Source organism: Enterococcus sp. BWR-S5 (assembly GCF_016745255.1).
Lineage (GTDB): Bacteria > Bacillota > Bacilli > Lactobacillales > Enterococcaceae > Enterococcus_L.
In genome coordinates this window covers 46,502-65,320 of the sequence record NZ_JADOEQ010000019.1, presented here as the reverse complement: position 1 = coordinate 65,320, position 18,819 = coordinate 46,502, and the positions used below count along the sequence as shown (strand labels likewise).

The following is an 18,819-nucleotide window of genomic DNA, read 5'->3' as shown; positions in this document are numbered from 1 at the left end:
TAACTATAGCAATAGTTTATCGATACTGAAATCCACTCAAAAAATAGTTGAGTGGATTTTATTTACTTTGTAATGATCAAAAATGCAGTGGTCAGAAAAGGATCAGTAGGAGGAAGTAGAAATGATTACTATTGTTTTGTTGTTACGATTGTTGATATTTTTTTTCGTTTCTTTCGTCAGTATCTATGCTATATATTTCATGTGGAAAGTTACTTTGAAAAGGGAACTCTTACCACCGCATATGAGGACATGGAAAAATATTCTCAAAAAAAATCAGGAGGACAGAAATGAAAAAGTATGAATGTGAAAACTGTGGAGAGAAGTTCAAGAAAGAGGAGCTTTGTAGCGATTCTTTCAAAGAAGGTACATACTATTGTCGGAGCTGCTCAGATGAGTTGATGGATGCAGGATGGAATGCTGTTGATCCTGACCATAACTTTGATTCATTTTCGGATTGGGACGAGCATGGTCACTGAAATGATTTATCTCAAAAAGGATCACTTTTTCAATGTTTGAAACCATAGAAGAGCATATCCGAAAAAATGGCAACATTATATTCGATCAAATCCAAATGAAGTCAATAAGAGCATACAAATCTTAGGAATAGAATTGCTTATTCAAAGCTTAAATAGTCATGAAATTTTTGTACATGGAAGTATTAAATTCATTGATCCTATGACATCCTTGCTTGATGAAACCACATGGAGCCAACAGAAGGATATGTTATTGGAACAATTGAACTTACCTAGTTCTGCTGAAGTAACCATTCGATCACTTCAAAAAGATTTATCCTTATCTTATAGCGAAACAATTAAAAATTGGTGCAGTTCTAAAATAGCTAGGATTGAAAAAAAGAGGGGAAAGTAAAATAATAGTTTCTAAAATACGTAAACAGCGAAAAATTAAAGATTTTAATGCTTTTCTAAAACGTGTAAAAGAATTATTTCCCAAGATAGATTTATCGGATCTTCTCTTAGAGGTAAATCAACAATTAGGTATTACAGATTGTTTTCACCATATTAAAGAAAGTACTACTCGTATGGTACAGATAGACATAAGCATTTTAGCTGTTCTTTTGGCAGAATCTTGTAATATCGGTTTTTCTCCTGTAGCAAAAGAAAGTATTGGCAGTTTAAAGTATGACCGCCTGCTTTATGTGAACCATCAATATATTCGATTAGATACGTTAACCACAGCAAACAAAAAAATTATAGGTGCACATAAAAAATTAAAAATGGCTCTGATCTGGTGAAACACTCAAATGGCTTCAGCTGACGGAATTCGTTACATTGTTCCGCAACGTTCCTTATATTCTAGGTATAACCCTAAATATTTTGGTAGAGGTCGAGGAATAACTTTTTATAATTTTATTTCAGATCAATATATTGGATTTCATGGAATGGTTGTTCAAGGAACTCTAAGAGATTCTTTGTATCTTTTAGATGGTGTTCTTAACCAAGCAAGTGGACTAGAACCAAAACAAATCATGACAGATACCGCTAGATATAGTGACTTGATTTTTAGTCTATTTGGTTTACTAGGCTATCAGTTTAGTCCAAGAATCGCCAACAGTTTAGGAACTAAATTATGGAGAATTGATCCCGAAGCAGATTATAAAATGTTGAATGATGTATCTAAAAATAAAATTAACACGGATCGTATTTCAGAAAATTGGGAAGATATTCTACGAGTAGCAGGCTCATTAAAATCAGGAAAAGTAAACTCTACTGAGTTGATTAAAGCTTTACAGCAAAATTGGAATCCAACAGAGCTAGGTAAAGCTATTATTGAATGCGGAAAAATCTACAAAACAAAACACCTCATTCCTACCGCTATTTTCTGTACGGATGTTCCAGTGACCCCTTAACCCAAATTATAGCGTAAAATCTGCTTCAAGAAAACCTTGCAACACAATCATTTCTGATTTTCCTTTGATTTAATATAGCTAAAAAAAGTGATGAAATTTTTTTGTGGTCCACAAAAACAAAATTGTGCTACTTTTTTTGTTTTTTGAGACCATACCATTATTTTGGTATTCATGCAAAAATATGTTCATGGAGGCGATCAATAATGAAAAAAGCAAATACGATAAAATTTATGTATGGTATTGGGGCATTGGCAATTGTACGAACAGAGACATTTGAACGGGCAGCAGAAATCGCAGAAGGCTGTATTGCAGGTGGTATTCCAGTAATGGAAATGAGCTTTACCTTGAACAACGCTGGGGAGATCATCCAGCAGCTGAAAGAAAAATATGGTGTTTCATTATGTGTGGGTGCTGGAACAGTCCTCGATTCTGAAACAGCAAGACATGCAATTCTAAAAGGGGCAGATTTTATTATTTCTCCGAATTTTGATTTGGGTGTTGCTCGAATTTGTAACCGCTATCAAATTCCATATGCACCAGGGTGCACTAGTTTTACTGAAGCGGTAGAGGCATTAAGTGCTGGTGCTGCATTTATTAAAGCTTTTCCAATTTCTGATTTTTACGGTAATCAATTGGTAAAAGTTTTTAAAACACCTGTACCTGACATGCCGATTTTAGCTAGCGGTGGGATTACCTTAGACAACTTGAGCGAATGGTTGAAAAATGGTGTGGATGTATGTGGTTTTGGTTCTTTATTAACTAAGGGCACGACAAAAGAGATTGAATACAATGCAAATAAAATTGCAGAAATTATTAAAGATTTTAGATAGAAAGAGGGAAAAGGAATGATTGCATTAACACGAGTAGATTTTCGATTGATTCACGGACAGGTGATTACACGCTGGTTAAAACAATGTGATATCAATGAGATTGTGACGGTCGACACAGAATTGAGCAAGGATTCGTTTATGCAGGATGTATTTAAAATGGCTGCGCCAAAGGGAGTGAAGATTAGTGTTGTCTCTTCGGAACAAGCTGTTACAATACAAGAAAAAGGAGGGTTGGATAAAAATCGTGTGTTGTTATTGTTTAAGAGCGTCAAGGAATTATGCTCCACTGTAGAAAAAGGGTTGAAATTAGAAGAAGTCCAAATCGGCGGTTTAGGCGGTGGACCAGGTAGAAAAGCAGTTAATAATGCGATTACGCTGGATCGAACAGATGCCGATCAGTTACTTGATTTAGAAAAAGAAGGGGTCAACGTTTATTTTCAAACGACACCAGATTATCCTTCTGAAACATTGAAGAATGCGGTAGCAAAACTATAAAAATGAAAAGGAGATTATCATGGTTATTCAAGCAGCGTTAGTGGGACTTATTTATTGGATCGCAATGGGAAGGGCACAGTATTTCTTCTCCTTTGCTTTTCGTAAGCCAGTTGTTTTAGGTGTATTTATTGGGTTAGTTTTTGGTGATGTTCAGCAAGGTCTATTGTATGGAGCAACGATCCAATTGATTTATATGGGCGGGATCGAAGCTGGGGGTAATATTCCAAGCGACCAAGCATTAGCAGCTTGTATCGCTATTCCGGCAGCTTTATTAAGTAATTTAGATGCGAATGCGGCTGTGGCGCTAGCTGTTCCCTTTGGTGTTCTAGGAGTATTGATCAATAATGTTCGTCGTACGTTCAACTCTTTCTACAATACACGGGCAGACAAATTAATTGAAGAAGGTAAATATGATCAGCTGTCCTTGTATTCATTCCTGATTCCGTGGCTGACAAATGGCGTTTTGTATTTTACTCCGGTATTTATCTCAACCCTATTTGGTGCAAATGTCGTCAAAGCCTTTATTAATGTGATTCCTGAATGGTTGATGAATGGCTTATCAAATGCTGGTGCGATGCTTCCCGCTTTAGGATTCGCCTTAACATTAGTCGTTATGGGTAAAAAACAATATTTGCCATTCTTTGTTTTAGGGTTCTTCGCATACTCAGTTATGGGCTTCTCTATGCTGACTGGTGCTGTTTTCGCGGTTTGTATAGCGATGATCAGTTCTTTATTTAAACAAACTTCTGATGAGGAGGATTACGCATGAGCGAAGTAAGTACAGTTTCAGAAAAAAAAATCACTCGCATGGATCTATTCAAAGCTTGGTGGAAGTGGACATTAGCTGTGGAGGTTCCTGTAAGTTTTGACCGGATGCAGGCTTTGGCCTTCAGCTATTCATTAAATAAAATTTTGCAAAAAATCTACAAAGATGATCCTGATGAGTTGCAAGAATCAATGAAACGTCATGTCCAAATGTTTAATACTAACTGTGACTGGGGCAGTGTTATTCACGGTATCATCATTTCACTTGAAGAACAACGTGCGATGGGGAATGAAGAGGTCACTCCTGAGATGATGGAATCATTGAAAATTGGTTTGATGGGTCCTTTAGCTGGAATCGGCGACAGTGTTGACCAAGGGATCGTCGCGACAATTCCTTTAGCGATTTTTGTTCCGATGGCATTGGAAGGTTCTGTTTTAGCTGCTTTTATTCCTGGGTTGATCTATCTTGCATGGTCTTATGGCTGGTCATGGTTTCTATTTAACAAAGGCTACTCGTTAGGGAGAAACTCAGTTATGACGATTCTGCAATCAGGAGCAATCAAGAAGGTTATCGACATTGCGAGTATTGTTGGGTTGTTTATGATTGGTTGTTTATCCGCGGCGTATGTCAAATTTGAGACAATTTTAGAATTTGTAAGTAAAACAGAGACAGTTTCTGTGCAGGAGATTTTGAATGGAATGCTGCCGAATCTTTTACCATTCTGTTTAGTGATGGCGATGTATTTCTATATCATCAAAAAAGGTCCGAAGTATCTCAATATCATTTTTGTCACGATGGCGCTGGCCATTTTGCTGACATTCTTAGGAATTATTTAGAGGAGGAACTGGATGAAAGTATTAATAACACCACGAGGTTTTGCCGCTTACGGGGGGGATTACGTGGAGACAATGAAGCAAGCAGGTTTAGAGGTTCATTACAACGATACAGGTTTGGCTTATTCACCAGAAGAATTTACTGAACTAGCCAGAGATGCAGATGCGATTATTGTGGGCGTTGATAAAATGGATCAGGTGCTGATTGATCAATGCCCGAAACTGAAGGTAATATGTAAATTTGGTGTGGGAACAGATAACATTGATGTCACTTACGCTGAAAGTAAAAATATCTATGTAGGCAGAACGATTGGATCGAATTCGAATGCGGTAGCGGAGCATGTTATGAGTTTTATCTATTGCGAGTCGAAGAATCTATGGACAACGATTCGTGAGGTGAAAAATCATGGATGGGAAAAACCAACTGGGTTTGAAGTGCGGGAAAAAGTATTGGGAATCATCGGTTTTGGAGCGATTGGAAAATACTTAGCAAAACAAGCAGTAGGCGTAGGTATGACTGTCCAAGTAAATGATGTGTTCGATATTTCAACCGAAGTATTAGACGAGTACCAAGTTAAAAAAGTCGAATTGGGACATTTACTGGAAAGTTCAGATTATATCTCGCTACACCTACCATTAATCAATGATACCAAAAATATGATCTCAACAAAAGAATTTAAAAAAATGAAATCCAGCGCATGCTTATTGAATACTGCTAGAGGCGGGATAGTAGACGAATATGCCTTGTATCAAGCTTTGAAAACAGGAGAAATCAGAAGTGCCTGCTTTGATGTGTTCAGCACAGAGCCGCCAGCGGAAGACGAGCCGCTGTTGGAATTGGACAACTTCTTATTGACGTCCCATACCGCAGCACGAACCGTGGAATCAGAAAAACGAACCTGCGAGTATTCATCAAGAATTATTATGGAACAATTACAAATTTTAACACAGAGTTGAAAAGAGGAAATGAAATGGCAAAATTGAACATCATTGTAGCAACTCACGGTCAGTTTGGTGAAGAGCTGGTGAAATCAGCGGAAATGATCATTGGGCAGACTGAAAATATCTATAATCTATCACTGCTTCCAGAAAAATCTTTTGAGGATTTTTATAAAGAAGCAAGAGCGATTTTTGAAGAAATCGAAGGACAGACCATTGCTTTGGTCGATTTATTTGGCGGAACACCGTCTAACGTTTTGACGGCACTGACGAAACAATACGATCATAAAGTATTGAGCGGTGTGAATTTACCTTTGCTAATTGAGCTATATATGAAAGGTATGACCGCAGAAAGTATTGATCTGGAACAAATCGTGCAAGACAGCTTTAAAGTCTTTAACGAAAGCATGATTTTGACTAATGAACGATTAGAAGTTTAGAAAGCAGGTGGAGTAAACGTGTTTGAAGGAATCATAACCCCGATTGTCACTCCTATTAAAAGGGATACAGCAGAAAGTTTAAATTTAGCCGCAATGGAACAATTAGTCAATCATTTGATTAAAAAAGGTGTTTCAGGCATATTCCCATTGGGCAGCAACGGAGAGTTCCATGTTTTAGATAATCAAGAAAAAATGGCTTTTGCTAAAGCGGTTATTGATCATGTTAACGGACGCGTTCCAGTCTATGTGGGTACTGGCGCATGTTCAACCAAAGAAACGATTCAATTATCGAAACAAGCGGAATCACTCGGAGCAGACGCTTTATCAGTGATCACTCCTTATTTTCTGCGACCAACCGATGAGGAATTGATTCAACATTATATCCAAGTCGCTGAAAGTGTAAAGATTCCGATTATTTTATACAACATTCCCAAAGCTACAGGAATGAATATATCTGCGAGTGTACTGAAAACCTTGACTAAGGTTGAGAACATATGTGGGATTAAGGACAGCAGCGGTGATTTAGCTAATTTGAAAAGTTATATTGAAGCGGCTGAAGGCACAAAAATCAAAGTATTGGTTGGTTCAGATTCCAAAATTTTAGCTGGCTATCAAATGGGAGCAACCGGTGCAATCGCCGGAACGAGCAATTTGATCACTGAAACTTTGGTGGGGTTGGATCGAGCATATCGTGCAGGAAATTTGGAAGAAGCACAAAAGTTGCAGCAAGATATTGAAGAATTGCGGAACGTATTGCCGATGGGAACTGTTCCATCAATACTAAAACAAGCAGTAGAAATGGCTGGTATTGCTGAAGTGGGCCCCGCTAGAAAACCGGTCCAAGAACCAAATACGCAAGTAGAAAGTAAAGTTAAAAAGATGTTAGCTTATTATTATTTATAAATAAAGATGGGTAGTCAAATGAGTTTTCGAGTGATGAATGCGGCTAAGAATTATGGTATATTTAGATCAAAATAGAATTTTTGGTGATCAAAATGAAACTAGGGAAAATTTTTAAAGAGTTCATTCATGTAGTTCAAGAAAACCCCGACTATATCATTGGGTTACTGAACGAAAATGGTAGGATAATATCGTGCAGTTTGGAAGAAAAAATTAACGAGACGGTATCGATTGAAAGCAAGGACTCTGATCATCGAATATACAAAATCGTTGTGTCCAATCATCGATATGGATACTTATGGATCAGCGGCCCTAATCAAGCGATTGATGTTGTTGGAAAACTTCTTTTTGATTCCTTGAAGACACGGATTCAATATGAGTTGAATCAGAAATCAGCGAAAGGGATTCTTTCGATAGATGACAAACTGATCAAGGAACTTTTGAATGAAGAAAGATCCAGTTACAGGTATATAGAAGAGTTGATGGCAAAAATTAATTTTGATTCATCGCTTCCTCGAATACCGATTTATATAGTTAATGAAGAAAAGTTTGATAAAGAAGAAATTATGGGTTTGAAATGTAAGATCAACGATAAGAATACGATCTATTCTTTGTTGAACCCTAGCAATTTGCTCATTTATAAATCATTGCCTAAAAAGAATGAAGTGAGTACAACAGAATATCTGGACGATTTTATTCAAGAGATGATTGAATGGGGGTTGACGGATTGTTATTACGCTGTTGGATCGATCCAAGTGGACATCGATTTATACAGTTTCAGTTATTTGAACTGTCTCTGGCTGCGGGAAAATGTTTCGCTAACGAAGGATGAACCGGTCTATTTTGAAGATCATTTGTTTTCTTATTTCACAACGAATGCTTCAAGAAAGCTGACCGCTAATGTTTTTGATTATTACAAAAGAAAAACGGATCAATTGGACGTGGATGAGCTTATTCAAGTAGTTGCTCAGCTTTATGCAAATGATTTCAGTGTCAAGAAGACCTCTGAAAGGCTGTTTTTACACAAAAATACTTTGCTGTACAAGATTAAGCGTTATGAGGAACTGTTTAATTTGGACATTCGAGGAAGTTTCCAAGGAAAAATGATGATTTATGGTTTGGCAAATTTTCTAAAAAGCCAAAGTAGAAAGCAAGTGGGTGAAAAGTAAATGAGTGTGAAAATCAAATTAGTTCGTGTAGATAATCGGTTGTTGCATGCAACAGTAGCTTTGAATTGGAACAGCTTCATAAATGCGAATTTCATTGTAGTAGTTGATCCCACTCATATCAATGATCCTTTTCTTGCAAAAGTTCTACAGCTTAGTTTTCCGAAAAAGAAAGGCGTGGGTATTTTTTCCGTTGATCAGCTGATTGAATTTCTCCAAAAAGATCGAGAAGAAAAGTGCAATCTTATGATCATTTTCAAAGATCTGGAAGTACTGAAAGAGGCAATTGATAAAGGCTTTGAAACTGCAGAAGTTCAGCTACCTTATCCTGCCAGCAGAGTAATGATTAAGCAGTTGGACGCATACTACAGTGCTGAAGAAATCAAAGCGATTCGATATGTTCAGAATAAAGGAACAAAATTTTTCTTACAAACTGCACCTTACGACTCAAAAGACTACTCTATCTTTAAACAAACGAAGAAAGATGGTTGATTATGATTGAAAAATTTGAACAAACTATAAAAAACGAGATTAACGAGTTATTTGATACGATGGATTATCAAGCTTTAAATGAAGCAGAATCATTGGTCTTAGCTTCAGAGAGCGAAGGTGGTCGGGTTCATGTCACAGGAATTGGCAAACCCTCTTACGTTTCCGGCTATATTGCTTCACTGCTTTCTTCTACCGGAACTCCTGCTTACTTTTTAGATGGTACAGAGGCTGTGCATGGATCTAGTGGACAGGTTAGGGTAGGAGATGTTGTGATTGCGATTTCTAATAGTGGTGAGACAGTAGAATTGTTATACACGATTCGCACATTGAAAGCCAATGGGGCAAAAATCATCGGCGTTTCGAGAAACCACAACTCTTCTTTGAGTCAGTTATCAGATGTGTCCTTGTGCACTTGCACCAAAGAAGAAGGTGATGACCTGAACAAACCACCGCGTGCTTCGATTATCAAACAAACATTATTGTTGCAGACCTTATCGATTCTTTTGCAAAAAGAGCGAAAACTAAAATCCGAAGATTATGTCGTTTGGCATCCAGGTGGCGCAATCGGTGAATCTCTAGGCGCATAAAAAAAAGGATTGTGTTGTAAGGTTCTCTTGAGTCCAATTTTACGCTATAATTTGGGTTAAGGGGTCACTGGAACATCCGTACAGAAAATAGCGGTAGGAATGAGGTGTTTTTCGTGATTTTTGGATATGCCAGGGACTCGACTTGGGGACAAGATTTGGAGTCACAAATCCTTGCTTTGAAAAAACAGGGATGTGACAAAATTTACACAGAAAAATTCACCGGTACAAAAGTTGACCGAAAAGAATTCCAGCAGCTGCTTCAGGAATTATCTGAAGGAGACACTTTAGTCGTGACAAAATTGGATCGCTTTGCTCGATCAACGATCCAGGGATTAGAAACAGTTCAAGATTTATTCAATCGAGGTGTGAAGATTCAGATTTTGAATATGGGATAATCGAGGACACTCCGACCGGATGTCTAACGTTCACGATTTTTTCTGCTTTTGCAGAATTTGAACGAGATATGATTGTGGAACGGACACAAGAAGGGAAAGCACTTGCGAAGCTTAATCCGGATTTTAGAGAAGGTCGGCCAAAGAAATTCAGTCGTGAGCAATTGGATCTAGCGATGGAAAGATTGAAAGACCCAAAACGGACGGTGAAGAGGGTTGCTAAAGAGACTGGGATTAGTGAAGCGACATTATACCGAGAAAAAAGGCAGCGAAAGCACCAAAACTTATAACAAAATCTAACTTTCATAAACTTATGTTTACAAGAGGAAGATTCTAAGGTGATTTCGATGGATCAAGGTTAATAATATACTGAGTAAAACTTCCCAGAAACGGCGTTTTTTGAGAAAAATAAAAAGCTATCTCAAAAAGAGATAGCTAAAAGGAGTATTACTCAACAGAGTAATATGAAAAATAAAAAGGTTGTTGTTGGTATATATTTATAGTAGTTCATAATTAATACTATGTCAATATCACTTTAAACACAAAAAAATAGTAACTTGAGCCGGCCAGCCGGATCGATGCATGATTCCAAAACAAAAACGATAACAACAGTTAAGGATACAGCTGTAAGGTCGTTAGAAGACTTGCAGCTATTTTTAAGTACATGGTTTTATCCAAAACCGTAAACTTTATGAGGTGAGTTGTATATTTTAGTTAGGTGTGGTTTATATTACAATGATTGTGCTGTAGACGGAAACATTCCAGATTATTTCTGAAGATACAAATATCTATTTTGCCACATTTCTGTCACAATTTCTTGATATAATAACCATAAAAAGATAGGAGGGAATAAATATGAAGAAAAAATGGATAGCGATTAGTATGATTAGCTTAGGAATGGTGGCTGCATTTATGAGTGGTCAAAGAGTTGATGCTGCACAAAGTAATACAGACATTTTGCAAGAAGTTATTGGGAAAACATTAGACGGAATGAATATTGGAAGAGGCACTGGGTTAGGTCAAATAGCGAATGGTTATGGGAAGCTAGCAGAGTTTCAAGAAAAGGTACTGACAGCAAGACAAGAACGTTTGGACGAATTAGTTGCTCAAAAAAGACTAAAACAAGCTGAAGCTGTCCAAATTATTACAAAAATCAAAGATCGCATCGCAGCATGTGATGGCAGCGGTACAGGAATCAGTGGCCAAGGAGCTGGCAATGGTCTACAAGACGGCAGTGGTGCAGGAATCGGAGGGCAAGGAGCTGGTAATGGTCTACAAGACGGCAGTGGTGCAGGAATCGGAGGGCAAGGAGCTGGTAATGGTCTACAAGACGGCAGTGGTGCAGGAATCGGAGGGCAAGGAGCTGGTAATGGTCTACAAGACGGCAGTGGTGCAGGAATCGGAGGCCAGGGAGCTGGTAATGGTCTACAAGATGGCAGCGGTGCAGGAATCGGAGGGCAAGGAGCTGGTGGTGGAAGAGGCCAAGGTAGTCGTTCTAGGTAAGATGTTTTCTGATAAAAAGCAGAGCTTAAATTGAGTAAACAATTTGGGTTCTATATAGAATAAGATAGCAACAATATTGATGATAAGAGATGTGAATTATAGTAAAAGGGAGTTGCACAGTAATCAGGGCCTTTTCTGAGATACCGTGTAACTCTCCTTGTATTATGAAAGATGGATAAAAGGAAAATGAACTATCCGAAATGGAGTAATCAGGAGTTTTCTTTAATCAACAAAATAGTCATGTTAAATGGATGGAGACGTTCCAGGGTATCCTTGAAGATGCATCTGTCCGTTTTGTGTAAACTTTTAATGAAAAAAATTTTCATACCATATATAAAGTGTATAAACGTAATACTTTATATATGGTGTAATTGTTTTACTTGAAGAATCAAAAAGGAGAGCCAAAATGATCGAGGAGATGGGGATTATGACGTTTCCTGAAGCAAGTGTATGCTGGAAGAAAGAACGATCGTATGTCATGCAACAACATACAAAATATCCTGATAAATTTTTACATAGATCCATAGATAAGATTGGCATTGGTAAAGGAACGTGGCTCATTACAAAGAAGGGAATGGAACATTTGACAGGAAAGATAGAAGAACAGGCGAATAAAGAAACATGGGTTGTCGTCGTACAGCAGGGAACAAACATTATCGATGAAAAGAGCTGTTCTTCAGAAGCAGCTGCAGAAGAATTAATGAAAGAGTTGGTTTCAAAAAGGGTTCCGGAGAGTCGAGTGATCCAAACAATCAACTATACGTATCTCGATCATGTAAACAAAAGAAATTATGGTGTTCGACTACCTGGAGGCGTAATGATTTACTGTAAACAAAATGCCTAAAGGGAGCAACTTTTTTATGGTAAGACAAACATTTGATCAGTGGAAGGTGCCAAAGACGCCATACAATGATTCTATGACAGTATATGTTCAATGTGATTGTGGAGAATTGGCAAAAAAAGTATATGGGAAGTATTATTTTGCTTGTGCCCATTGTAAACGAGAGTACGTGCAGCAATTTGGCGAGTATGTAGAATTGAAGAAAAAAGACTCCGGTCGTCGGGGGTGACCGGAGCTGATGCGGCAGCAGTTCTGTGAGTGTATGCTACTGTCGCTTTTAGTATAGCATACTCATTAAGTGATGTAAGAGTCTTTCGGATAGAAACAGAGGAACGATTCAAGGCGGAAGCAAGCAGCCGAATGCAACAGCTGTTCCAAAAGTACAAGCACCTACTGGTAAGACATGGTCTAAGTCGATTAATAAAGGAAGTTTACCATCTGGAGGTGGAACGGTTCAAGCACCAGTTCAAATACCGAACCTCTCTTCACTGACGGATGCAGAAAAATTGAAGATTGCAGATAAATATAAACAGAAGTCTCCAATTAATATTCCTGATAGTGCAAAAATCAATGCACAATCAAAGAATGGATATGAGCAAATTTCATATAAATGGTAACAGAATGGAGAAACGATAGAAGTTCGTTGGCATACAAAGACTCCAGGTGCACCAGCTGATCAAGGGAATACATTTGTTGTTGAAAAAACAATCCAAGGAACACCTACCGGGCAACGAAGAACACAACAAATTATGGTAGGGAAAAATCAATGGGTAAGCAAATATGATTGGCAAAAGGCTATAACTGATAGAAAAAATGGTGTTAGTACACCGCCTCAAGATCAGATGCTTACAAACGGACATTGGAAAGAGTAGGAATACAAATGTGGGATGGCTATTTTGACGAGATCATGACAAAGATAGAACCTGGAAATGAGGGATGGCAGTCTCTAGCGCTTTATTATAATATGAATGAAGGTTGGTATGACAATAGCCCTTGGAAAATACCTAATAATACAGAAGCTTTAGATCAATTAGAAACTGTTGAATTAAGTGGACTTGATGATGTGCCAAGAAAAATATTAATCAGTATGATTGAATTAATCAAAAATAATATAGATAGAGTTATTTATATCGAATATTCATAGAGGAAGAAAAATCATTGAAGAATATCAAACAAGTTATTTTAGATAGGTATCAAGACAAACAGAATTATGAAGAAATAGGAAACGGCATATTCAAAGACTTGAAAAATAAAAGATATGTTATCACGTTGAAATTTGAACTTGAAGCTGATGAAGATTCTCAGTATCCATTAGAAGATATTTTAGATAAATACTATGTAAACTGTACAAGTCACATAGTAGAAGATGGGAAAATATGGAAGTAGAGATTGAAGATGGGAATGATAGCAGTTTTGAAAGCCTGGAGACAATAAAAGAGATTGCTTCTTTAGCAGGCAAGCACATATACAATAAGGAAGATCAAGGATACATTAAACTTTTTATAGAGTAAGATAAAAAGAGCTACCTGTTTAGGTCGCTCTTTTTGCTTCCATTTATATTTTATACCGTAAATTTTCGTTCCACTGATACCTGGACCCGCAAACATGAAATTGAAGTTCTCGTTTCCTGAAGAATACACAAATAGCTTGAAACTAATTAATAGATTTGACTTTAATGGTTGCGTCCTATATGGAATAGATGAAGAATACTTGATAAACTCACCCAATCAAACAGATATGCAGTTGGCTTGAAAGTAGTATCAATTCGACTGCTTTCTGCGGGAGTAGCAGGGCTGTTGATGTATATTACGCCGAGGTAAAGAAGCAACAGGGGGCAGTGACGGTTTGGGTTTCGGTTGTTCTTTGACAAGGCGGTAATTGGATGGCCGTTCGCCAAATAACCCGCTGGTTTTACTTTTAATGTAGGCATTGGCGTCATTTAAAGAAACATTGACAAGGACGGGGACCCATTCGATAAGGATGGTTCCTTCTTTGCGTTCGACACGATAAGTAAATTCCATAAATCCCATAAGTATACCTCCAAGTTGTTGTTTTGAATATAGTATACAAAAAGCAGTAGAGAAAAGGAATAGGGGGAAGTTCATATTTAGTGATAGCGTAGAAAATAAAGAAGATAAGATCAAACAGATGAAATAATAAAATTTGAAGAGAGAAAGAACAAAAAATGAAAGTCAAAATTACAGGTATTGTTATATTTTTCGGTATTAAGAGTTTAAAGGACAAGAAACTATTTATGGTGCATGTGTAGATGCAACAGAAGAGTTGAACATTAGCTCTAGCACTATTTTGAAATATATGAAAGAAAAAATAGTTGACAGGGAAAGCAGGAAGTTTGAATACATTGAGTAAGAGTGATGATTGTTGGCTGAGAGCAAAAACTTAGAGGGAAGTGTGGAAATTATTTGACACAACATGGGTTCATTGAATCGTATCAATTCAAGTGTTTTTCCAAGCGTTCGATCAGGTCTTTTTGAGCGACAAAGAAACGCAAGTAAGGAAGAGATACCTCATTAGGGAGAATAAACCAAGAAGCATGATACCCGTTAGTAGTCGTTGGAAACCCTTTATCTTCTTCGTTATCACCGTCATATCTAATGGCAAATGCATCTTTTCCGTTCCATTTTACTTTAGCAACAGAATACCCTTTGTTTGTCTGTGTTCCGTCTTCAATCAATGCGATAAGCTCCAGTTTTTCCTTTGGGCTAACTACCTTGTTTGGTGAAACCATGATAAACCCTCCATTCATTTTCTTACATCTATTATACGCAAAAGGAATAATTATTTCGAGAAGAATGCTACTTTATTCGCTCAATTGAGTGACTCATAGTATACTAAAAACAGGAGGGGGTTATGATGACTGACAAGTATACAAATATTTTGGTTGCGGTGGATGACTCGGTACAGTCAGAAAAAGCATTTATTGAAGCAGTAGCAATTGCCAAACGAAATGAGGCTTCTTTAACGGTCATGAATAGCATAGATTTAACTGCACTTTCTTTCGGCCCCTTAATGATGGAAGAAGTGACAAAGTTGCTTTATGCAAATGCGGAAGAATTATTAAACAAATTAGTAAATAGCATGTACTTGTTCAAAATTGAAAAGAAAGTGAGTATCGGAATACCTAAACAGGATATTATCAACTACGCAGAGCAGATGAAAATAGATCTCATTGTTGTAGGGGCAACTGGAAAAGGTAGAATCACACGAGCATTGGTGGGATCTACCGCTTCATACGTAGTCAATCATGCTCCGTGTGATGTATTAACAGCAAGCGTATTGATTGAGTATTCTTAAAGAGTGTGGTATAAAATAGGTGTAAGGGATTTAAAACTCCCACCATAAGCAAATCCAATGAATACAGAAATGTTGCAAGCGGAAGAAAACTTATGGGGTACGTACGATTTAGGTTACGTACTACTTGCAAAACTATTGCAGAAGCGATAAAAGGAGCGTGGGGGATGAACAGATTCCTTACAAGGTACAAGGGACTAACAATCGGTGAAGGCTGAATGAGTGGACACAGGAACCTCAATTTTAGCAGTGCGAAAGCAAACACCTTTGTTAGTCCTCTTTATTTTGACGTTAGAATAAACGAAGAAAATCTTAGATTTGAGTACTTGTATCGCTGAAAGCCACATAAAACTTATGAGTATGCAGCTTTAGCAAAAGCTTTAAGATGCGCTGTTGCAGATCTGATTGATTGAAATGGATAGATATTAACAAAAAATAATTAGTGGATATTTCTTAGGAGATACTAGTCCACAGCGCCTAACTCAATTATATAAAATAACAGCTAAATAAAAAGTAATGGCTGATTAATTGAGTAATCTAAATTTACAAGGAGGAACACTATGAAAAAATTAGATGCGGTAAAGGTTCTGCAAGATGTGGTAAAGATTAACTCAGTTAATGGTAATGAAGAGGAAGTTGCATTTTATTTAGAAAAATTATTTACTGAATATGGGATTAAGTCTAAGCTAATTAAATATGATGAAGGTCGGATGAATTTAATCGCTGAAATTGGGAATGGGAGTGGTCCTGTTCTAGGTTTTGATGGGCATCAAGATACAGTATCTATTGGGGACGAATCTAAATGGACTTATCCGCCATTAGGAGCAGTAATTGCAGATAGGCGTATGTATGGTCGGGGAACGACAGATATGAAATCTGGATTAGTTGCTATTGTAATAGCAATGATCCAATTAGAAGAAAGTGACATAGAAATTAATGGAACAGTACGATTATATGCGACAGTTGGTGAAGAAAAAGGTGAACTTGGTGCTGGTCAAATAGCAGACTTGGGATTAGTTGATGATTTAGAGGCTTTAGTTGTTTGTGAACCGACAGGAGCAGACTACAAGACTTTAAAATTAAACCAAGAAATACTCAATCAGAATATTACTCCTTATAATGGAGAAAAGCGATTAATTTTTATTGGTCACAAAGGATCAATTAACTATGAAGTTCAATCGGAAGGTATAGCTGCACATAGTTCAATGCCTCAATTAGGAATAAACGCAATTACACCGTTAATACAGTTTTATGAGAAACAACAAGCTTATTTTGATTCGTTAAAATTGGAAGATGAGTTGCTAGGATTAACTACTCCAGTGGTGACCTTGATTAATGGTGGTGAACAAATTAATACGGTGCCAGCTAATGCTAGTTTAGGTGTGAAAATTCGTACAATTCCGCAAATTGGTAATCAAGAAATTATTAACAAAATTCAACATATTGTTGATGAATGTAATAAAGAAAAAAATACGAAATTGACGTTAAAAGTCAGTGAAAATGTTTTGCCAGTTAAAAGTAAAAAAAGTGCAAAGATAGTGAAAGTATGCCAAGAAGTAGTAGAAAAAGAGTTGAATCAAAAGGTTCCTATAGTTGGCATTTCTGGTGGAACAGATGCTTCGCAGTTTATCAGAGTAAAACCTGATTTGAATGTTGTGGTTTGTGGCCCTGGGAATTCAACAGCACACCAAATAGATGAATATGTAGAGGTAAATAACTTCTTAGAATTTATCACTATTTATGAAAATTTGATTAAAAAATATTTCGATTTATAAATAGACTATAGATGCATTCAAGGTACTGACAGCAAAGCAAGAACGCTTTGATGAATTAGTTGCTCAAAAAAGACTAAAACAAGCTGAAGCTGTCCAAATTATTACAAAAATCAAAGATCGCATCGCAGCATGTGATGGTAGCGGTACAGGAATCGGAGGCCAAGGAGGTTGTTTTAGGTAAGATGTTTTCGGATAAAAAGCAGAGCTTAAATTGAGTAAATAATTTGGGGTCTATATAGAATAAGATAGCAACAATATTGATAATAAAAGATGCGAATTATAAATAAAAGGGAGTTGCACAGTAATCAGGACCTTTTCTGAGATACTGTGTAACTCTTCTTGTATTATGAAAGATGGATAAAAAGAAAATGAACTATCCGAAATGGAGTAATCAGGAGTTTTCTCTAATCAACAAAATAGTCATGTTAAATGGATGGAGACGTTCCAGGGTATCCTTGAAGATGCATCTATCCGTTTTGTGTAAACTTTTAATAGAGAAATATTTTCATACCGTAGGGAGGGACCAAAATGATTGAGGAGCTAGGGATCATGACGTTTCCTGAAGCAAGTGTACGCTGGAACAAAGAACGATCGTATGTCATGTAGCAACATATAAAGTATCCAGATAAATTTATACCAGGATCTACAAAGAAGATAGGTGTTGGTAAAGGAACGTGGGTTGTTGTTGTGCAGCAAGAAACAAACATTATCGATGAGAAGAATTGTTCTTCAGAAGCAGTGGTAGAAGAATTAATGAAAGAGATGGTTTCAAAGATAATTCCGGAAATCCGGCTCGTCCAGACAATCAACTATACGTACCTGGTGGACGAATGATTTATTATAAAAAGAAATGACTGGAGGAATATATTTATGGGAAGACAAACATTTGATCAGTGGAAGGTACCGAAAACGCCATATAATGATTCTATGACAGTATATGTGCAATGTGATTGTGGAGAGCTAGCTCAAAAGGTGCACGGTAAGTATTATTTTGCTTGTGATCATTGTAAACGAGAATATGTACAGCAATTTGGCGAGTATGTAGAATTGAAGAAAAAAGACTCCGGTCGTTAGTGTGGTTAGGATGACCGGAGCTGATGTGGCAGTAAGTCTGTGAGTGTATGCTACTGCCACTTTTAGTATAGCATAGAAAAAGGATATGTTATCAATTGTATTTATGGTACGATTGATTCTAGTATTAGGAAATTGAGTCAATAGTTTAGTATATCACAGACAAATAATATCTTGTCATAGACATTTATGATACGATTGGTTCAAGCATTAGGAATATACCAACAGTTCAATAATATCAAGTCAGATTATGACAGATACTGTTGGATATAGTGCTTTTGTTTTTTTATTATTCGGAATATTAGGTTTTCAATTTAGTCCTCGAATAGCTAAAGTAAACTCAAGAAATTCAGGGAGTTATTCTTTTCTTGACCATTCCGTTAGGATTTAGTGTAGTCAAAGTAAAGTTACTAAACAACTCTGAGGAACAGATACTATCGGATTTTTTAACGGTCTTGAGTTATGACCGTAAGGATAGCTTTCCTTTAAAAAGAGAAATTAGGAAAAATTAAAGAATAAAATTAAAACACAACCTACTAACCAAATAGAATATTGAAGGTGATGGTAAAGAAAAATTTATTCTATAATTGGTTTTGGAAATAAGAGAAGA

The 18,819-nt window shown here is 36.9% G+C and carries 23 protein-coding genes and 3 pseudogenes; 24 read left to right on the top strand and 2 right to left on the bottom strand.

What is annotated here, in order from left to right; genetic code table 11:
• Nucleotides 1–287 precede the first annotated feature (287 nt).
• The 19 genes and pseudogenes from IW510_RS18515 (at nucleotide 288) to IW510_RS21520 (ending at nucleotide 13,562) form a co-directional block, all read left to right on the top strand.
• Complete coding sequence (locus tag IW510_RS18515) at nucleotides 288–476, top strand: hypothetical protein (RefSeq protein ID WP_202062132.1); 189 nt, start codon at nucleotides 288–290, stop codon at nucleotides 474–476.
• Nucleotides 477–496: 20 nt separating this feature from the next.
• Nucleotides 497–1,819, top strand: a pseudogene (locus IW510_RS21400) (Tn3 family transposase); the annotation flags it as partial.
• 251 nt (nucleotides 1,820–2,070) lie between these two features.
• Nucleotides 2,071–2,697 carry a ketohydroxyglutarate aldolase gene (locus IW510_RS18500; RefSeq protein WP_202062126.1) on the top strand — a complete coding sequence of 209 codons (627 nt, stop codon included), beginning with the start codon at nucleotides 2,071–2,073 and terminating at the stop codon, nucleotides 2,695–2,697.
• Between the two features lie 15 nt (nucleotides 2,698–2,712).
• A complete protein-coding gene (locus IW510_RS18495; RefSeq protein WP_202062124.1) occupies nucleotides 2,713–3,192 on the top strand; it encodes a PTS system mannose/fructose/N-acetylgalactosamine-transporter subunit IIB in 480 nt (159 codons plus the stop codon).
• A 19-nt stretch (nucleotides 3,193–3,211) separates the two neighbouring features.
• The gene (locus IW510_RS18490; protein ID WP_202062122.1) at nucleotides 3,212–3,961 is read left to right on the top strand and encodes a PTS mannose/fructose/sorbose/N-acetylgalactosamine transporter subunit IIC; all 750 of its coding nucleotides are present in this window, start codon (nucleotides 3,212–3,214) and stop codon (nucleotides 3,959–3,961) included.
• Nucleotides 3,958–4,794, top strand: coding sequence for a PTS system mannose/fructose/sorbose family transporter subunit IID (locus IW510_RS18485; RefSeq protein WP_202062120.1), 837 nt, complete (start codon nucleotides 3,958–3,960; stop codon nucleotides 4,792–4,794). The genes IW510_RS18490 and IW510_RS18485 overlap by 4 nt, the downstream gene beginning before the upstream one ends.
• Nucleotides 4,795–4,806: 12 nt before the next feature.
• Nucleotides 4,807–5,748: a phosphoglycerate dehydrogenase gene (locus IW510_RS18480; protein WP_202062118.1), complete on the top strand. Its 942-nt coding sequence runs from the start codon at nucleotides 4,807–4,809 to the stop codon at nucleotides 5,746–5,748.
• 14 nt (nucleotides 5,749–5,762) lie between these two features.
• Nucleotides 5,763–6,170 carry a PTS sugar transporter subunit IIA gene (locus IW510_RS18475; protein ID WP_202062116.1) on the top strand — a complete coding sequence of 136 codons (408 nt, stop codon included), beginning with the start codon at nucleotides 5,763–5,765 and terminating at the stop codon, nucleotides 6,168–6,170.
• Nucleotides 6,171–6,188: 18 nt separating this feature from the next.
• Nucleotides 6,189–7,073: a 4-hydroxy-tetrahydrodipicolinate synthase gene (gene dapA, locus IW510_RS18470; protein ID WP_202062114.1), complete on the top strand. Its 885-nt coding sequence runs from the start codon at nucleotides 6,189–6,191 to the stop codon at nucleotides 7,071–7,073.
• A 92-nt stretch (nucleotides 7,074–7,165) separates the two neighbouring features.
• The gene (locus tag IW510_RS18465) at nucleotides 7,166–8,239 is read left to right on the top strand and encodes a PucR family transcriptional regulator (protein WP_202062112.1); all 1,074 of its coding nucleotides are present in this window, start codon (nucleotides 7,166–7,168) and stop codon (nucleotides 8,237–8,239) included.
• On the top strand, nucleotides 8,240–8,728 hold the full coding sequence (locus IW510_RS18460) for a PTS sugar transporter subunit IIB (RefSeq protein ID WP_202062110.1): 489 nt from the start codon (nucleotides 8,240–8,242) through the stop codon (nucleotides 8,726–8,728).
• 2 nt (nucleotides 8,729–8,730) lie between these two features.
• Complete coding sequence (locus tag IW510_RS18455) at nucleotides 8,731–9,315, top strand: SIS domain-containing protein (protein ID WP_202062208.1); 585 nt, start codon at nucleotides 8,731–8,733, stop codon at nucleotides 9,313–9,315.
• 113 nt (nucleotides 9,316–9,428) lie between these two features.
• Nucleotides 9,429–9,997 (top strand): annotated as a pseudogene (locus IW510_RS18450) (recombinase family protein).
• A gap of 565 nt (nucleotides 9,998–10,562) precedes the next feature.
• Nucleotides 10,563–11,210: a hypothetical protein gene (locus IW510_RS18445; RefSeq protein ID WP_202062108.1), complete on the top strand. Its 648-nt coding sequence runs from the start codon at nucleotides 10,563–10,565 to the stop codon at nucleotides 11,208–11,210.
• A gap of 406 nt (nucleotides 11,211–11,616) precedes the next feature.
• On the top strand, nucleotides 11,617–12,054 hold the full coding sequence (locus IW510_RS18440) for a helix-turn-helix domain-containing protein (protein ID WP_202062106.1): 438 nt from the start codon (nucleotides 11,617–11,619) through the stop codon (nucleotides 12,052–12,054).
• Nucleotides 12,055–12,070: 16 nt separating this feature from the next.
• A complete protein-coding gene (locus tag IW510_RS18435; protein WP_202062057.1) occupies nucleotides 12,071–12,280 on the top strand; it encodes a transcriptional regulator in 210 nt (69 codons plus the stop codon).
• Nucleotides 12,281–12,931: 651 nt separating this feature from the next.
• Nucleotides 12,932–13,195: a hypothetical protein gene (locus IW510_RS18430; RefSeq protein WP_202062104.1), complete on the top strand. Its 264-nt coding sequence runs from the start codon at nucleotides 12,932–12,934 to the stop codon at nucleotides 13,193–13,195.
• A gap of 14 nt (nucleotides 13,196–13,209) precedes the next feature.
• Nucleotides 13,210–13,437: a hypothetical protein gene (locus IW510_RS18425; RefSeq protein WP_202062102.1), complete on the top strand. Its 228-nt coding sequence runs from the start codon at nucleotides 13,210–13,212 to the stop codon at nucleotides 13,435–13,437.
• Nucleotides 13,428–13,562, top strand: coding sequence for a hypothetical protein (locus IW510_RS21520; protein ID WP_269092876.1), 135 nt, complete (start codon nucleotides 13,428–13,430; stop codon nucleotides 13,560–13,562). The genes IW510_RS18425 and IW510_RS21520 overlap by 10 nt, the downstream gene beginning before the upstream one ends.
• A gap of 249 nt (nucleotides 13,563–13,811) precedes the next feature.
• Here the strand turns inward: IW510_RS21520 and IW510_RS18420 are convergent, their stop codons facing one another.
• Both IW510_RS18420 and IW510_RS18415 read right to left on the bottom strand, forming a co-directional pair.
• A complete protein-coding gene (locus IW510_RS18420; protein ID WP_202062100.1) occupies nucleotides 13,812–14,081 on the bottom strand; it encodes a hypothetical protein in 270 nt (89 codons plus the stop codon).
• Nucleotides 14,082–14,503: 422 nt separating this feature from the next.
• Nucleotides 14,504–14,800 carry a hypothetical protein gene (locus IW510_RS18415; RefSeq protein ID WP_202062098.1) on the bottom strand — a complete coding sequence of 99 codons (297 nt, stop codon included), beginning with the start codon at nucleotides 14,798–14,800 and terminating at the stop codon, nucleotides 14,504–14,506.
• Between the two features lie 122 nt (nucleotides 14,801–14,922).
• Between IW510_RS18415 and IW510_RS18410 the strand changes: the two genes are divergently transcribed.
• The 5 genes and pseudogenes from IW510_RS18410 to IW510_RS21515 form a co-directional block, all read left to right on the top strand.
• On the top strand, nucleotides 14,923–15,366 hold the full coding sequence (locus IW510_RS18410; protein WP_236674814.1) for a universal stress protein: 444 nt from the start codon (nucleotides 14,923–14,925) through the stop codon (nucleotides 15,364–15,366).
• Between the two features lie 557 nt (nucleotides 15,367–15,923).
• Nucleotides 15,924–17,138: an ArgE/DapE family deacylase gene (locus tag IW510_RS18405; RefSeq protein WP_202062096.1), complete on the top strand. Its 1,215-nt coding sequence runs from the start codon at nucleotides 15,924–15,926 to the stop codon at nucleotides 17,136–17,138.
• Nucleotides 17,139–17,825: 687 nt separating this feature from the next.
• Nucleotides 17,826–17,972, top strand: coding sequence for a hypothetical protein (locus IW510_RS18400; RefSeq protein ID WP_202062094.1), 147 nt, complete (start codon nucleotides 17,826–17,828; stop codon nucleotides 17,970–17,972).
• Between the two features lie 36 nt (nucleotides 17,973–18,008).
• Entirely contained in the window at nucleotides 18,009–18,212 is a 204-nt protein-coding gene (locus tag IW510_RS18395; RefSeq protein ID WP_202062093.1) for a transcriptional regulator, read from the top strand.
• 223 nt (nucleotides 18,213–18,435) lie between these two features.
• Nucleotides 18,436–18,600 (top strand): annotated as a pseudogene (locus tag IW510_RS21515) (Tn3 family transposase); the annotation flags it as partial.
• Nucleotides 18,601–18,819 lie beyond the last annotated feature (219 nt).

Coding starts and splice junctions, on each gene's coding strand:
- IW510_RS18515 (WP_202062132.1), top strand. CDS start 288: ATGAAAAAGTATGAATGTGAAAACTGTGGAGAGAAGTTCAAGAAAGAG.
- IW510_RS18500 (WP_202062126.1), top strand. CDS start 2,071: ATGAAAAAAGCAAATACGATAAAATTTATGTATGGTATTGGGGCATTG.
- IW510_RS18495 (WP_202062124.1), top strand. CDS start 2,713: ATGATTGCATTAACACGAGTAGATTTTCGATTGATTCACGGACAGGTG.
- IW510_RS18490 (WP_202062122.1), top strand. CDS start 3,212: ATGGTTATTCAAGCAGCGTTAGTGGGACTTATTTATTGGATCGCAATG.
- IW510_RS18485 (WP_202062120.1), top strand. CDS start 3,958: ATGAGCGAAGTAAGTACAGTTTCAGAAAAAAAAATCACTCGCATGGAT.
- IW510_RS18480 (WP_202062118.1), top strand. CDS start 4,807: ATGAAAGTATTAATAACACCACGAGGTTTTGCCGCTTACGGGGGGGAT.
- IW510_RS18475 (WP_202062116.1), top strand. CDS start 5,763: ATGGCAAAATTGAACATCATTGTAGCAACTCACGGTCAGTTTGGTGAA.
- IW510_RS18465 (WP_202062112.1), top strand. CDS start 7,166: ATGAAACTAGGGAAAATTTTTAAAGAGTTCATTCATGTAGTTCAAGAA.
- IW510_RS18460 (WP_202062110.1), top strand. CDS start 8,240: ATGAGTGTGAAAATCAAATTAGTTCGTGTAGATAATCGGTTGTTGCAT.
- IW510_RS18455 (WP_202062208.1), top strand. CDS start 8,731: ATGATTGAAAAATTTGAACAAACTATAAAAAACGAGATTAACGAGTTA.
- IW510_RS18445 (WP_202062108.1), top strand. CDS start 10,563: ATGAAGAAAAAATGGATAGCGATTAGTATGATTAGCTTAGGAATGGTG.
- IW510_RS18440 (WP_202062106.1), top strand. CDS start 11,617: ATGATCGAGGAGATGGGGATTATGACGTTTCCTGAAGCAAGTGTATGC.
- IW510_RS18435 (WP_202062057.1), top strand. CDS start 12,071: ATGGTAAGACAAACATTTGATCAGTGGAAGGTGCCAAAGACGCCATAC.
- IW510_RS18430 (WP_202062104.1), top strand. CDS start 12,932: ATGTGGGATGGCTATTTTGACGAGATCATGACAAAGATAGAACCTGGA.
- IW510_RS21520 (WP_269092876.1), top strand. CDS start 13,428: ATGGAAGTAGAGATTGAAGATGGGAATGATAGCAGTTTTGAAAGCCTG.
- IW510_RS18420 (WP_202062100.1), bottom strand. CDS start 14,081: ATGGGATTTATGGAATTTACTTATCGTGTCGAACGCAAAGAAGGAACC.
- IW510_RS18415 (WP_202062098.1), bottom strand. CDS start 14,800: ATGGTTTCACCAAACAAGGTAGTTAGCCCAAAGGAAAAACTGGAGCTT.
- IW510_RS18410 (WP_236674814.1), top strand. CDS start 14,923: ATGATGACTGACAAGTATACAAATATTTTGGTTGCGGTGGATGACTCG.
- IW510_RS18405 (WP_202062096.1), top strand. CDS start 15,924: ATGAAAAAATTAGATGCGGTAAAGGTTCTGCAAGATGTGGTAAAGATT.
- IW510_RS18395 (WP_202062093.1), top strand. CDS start 18,009: ATGGGAAGACAAACATTTGATCAGTGGAAGGTACCGAAAACGCCATAT.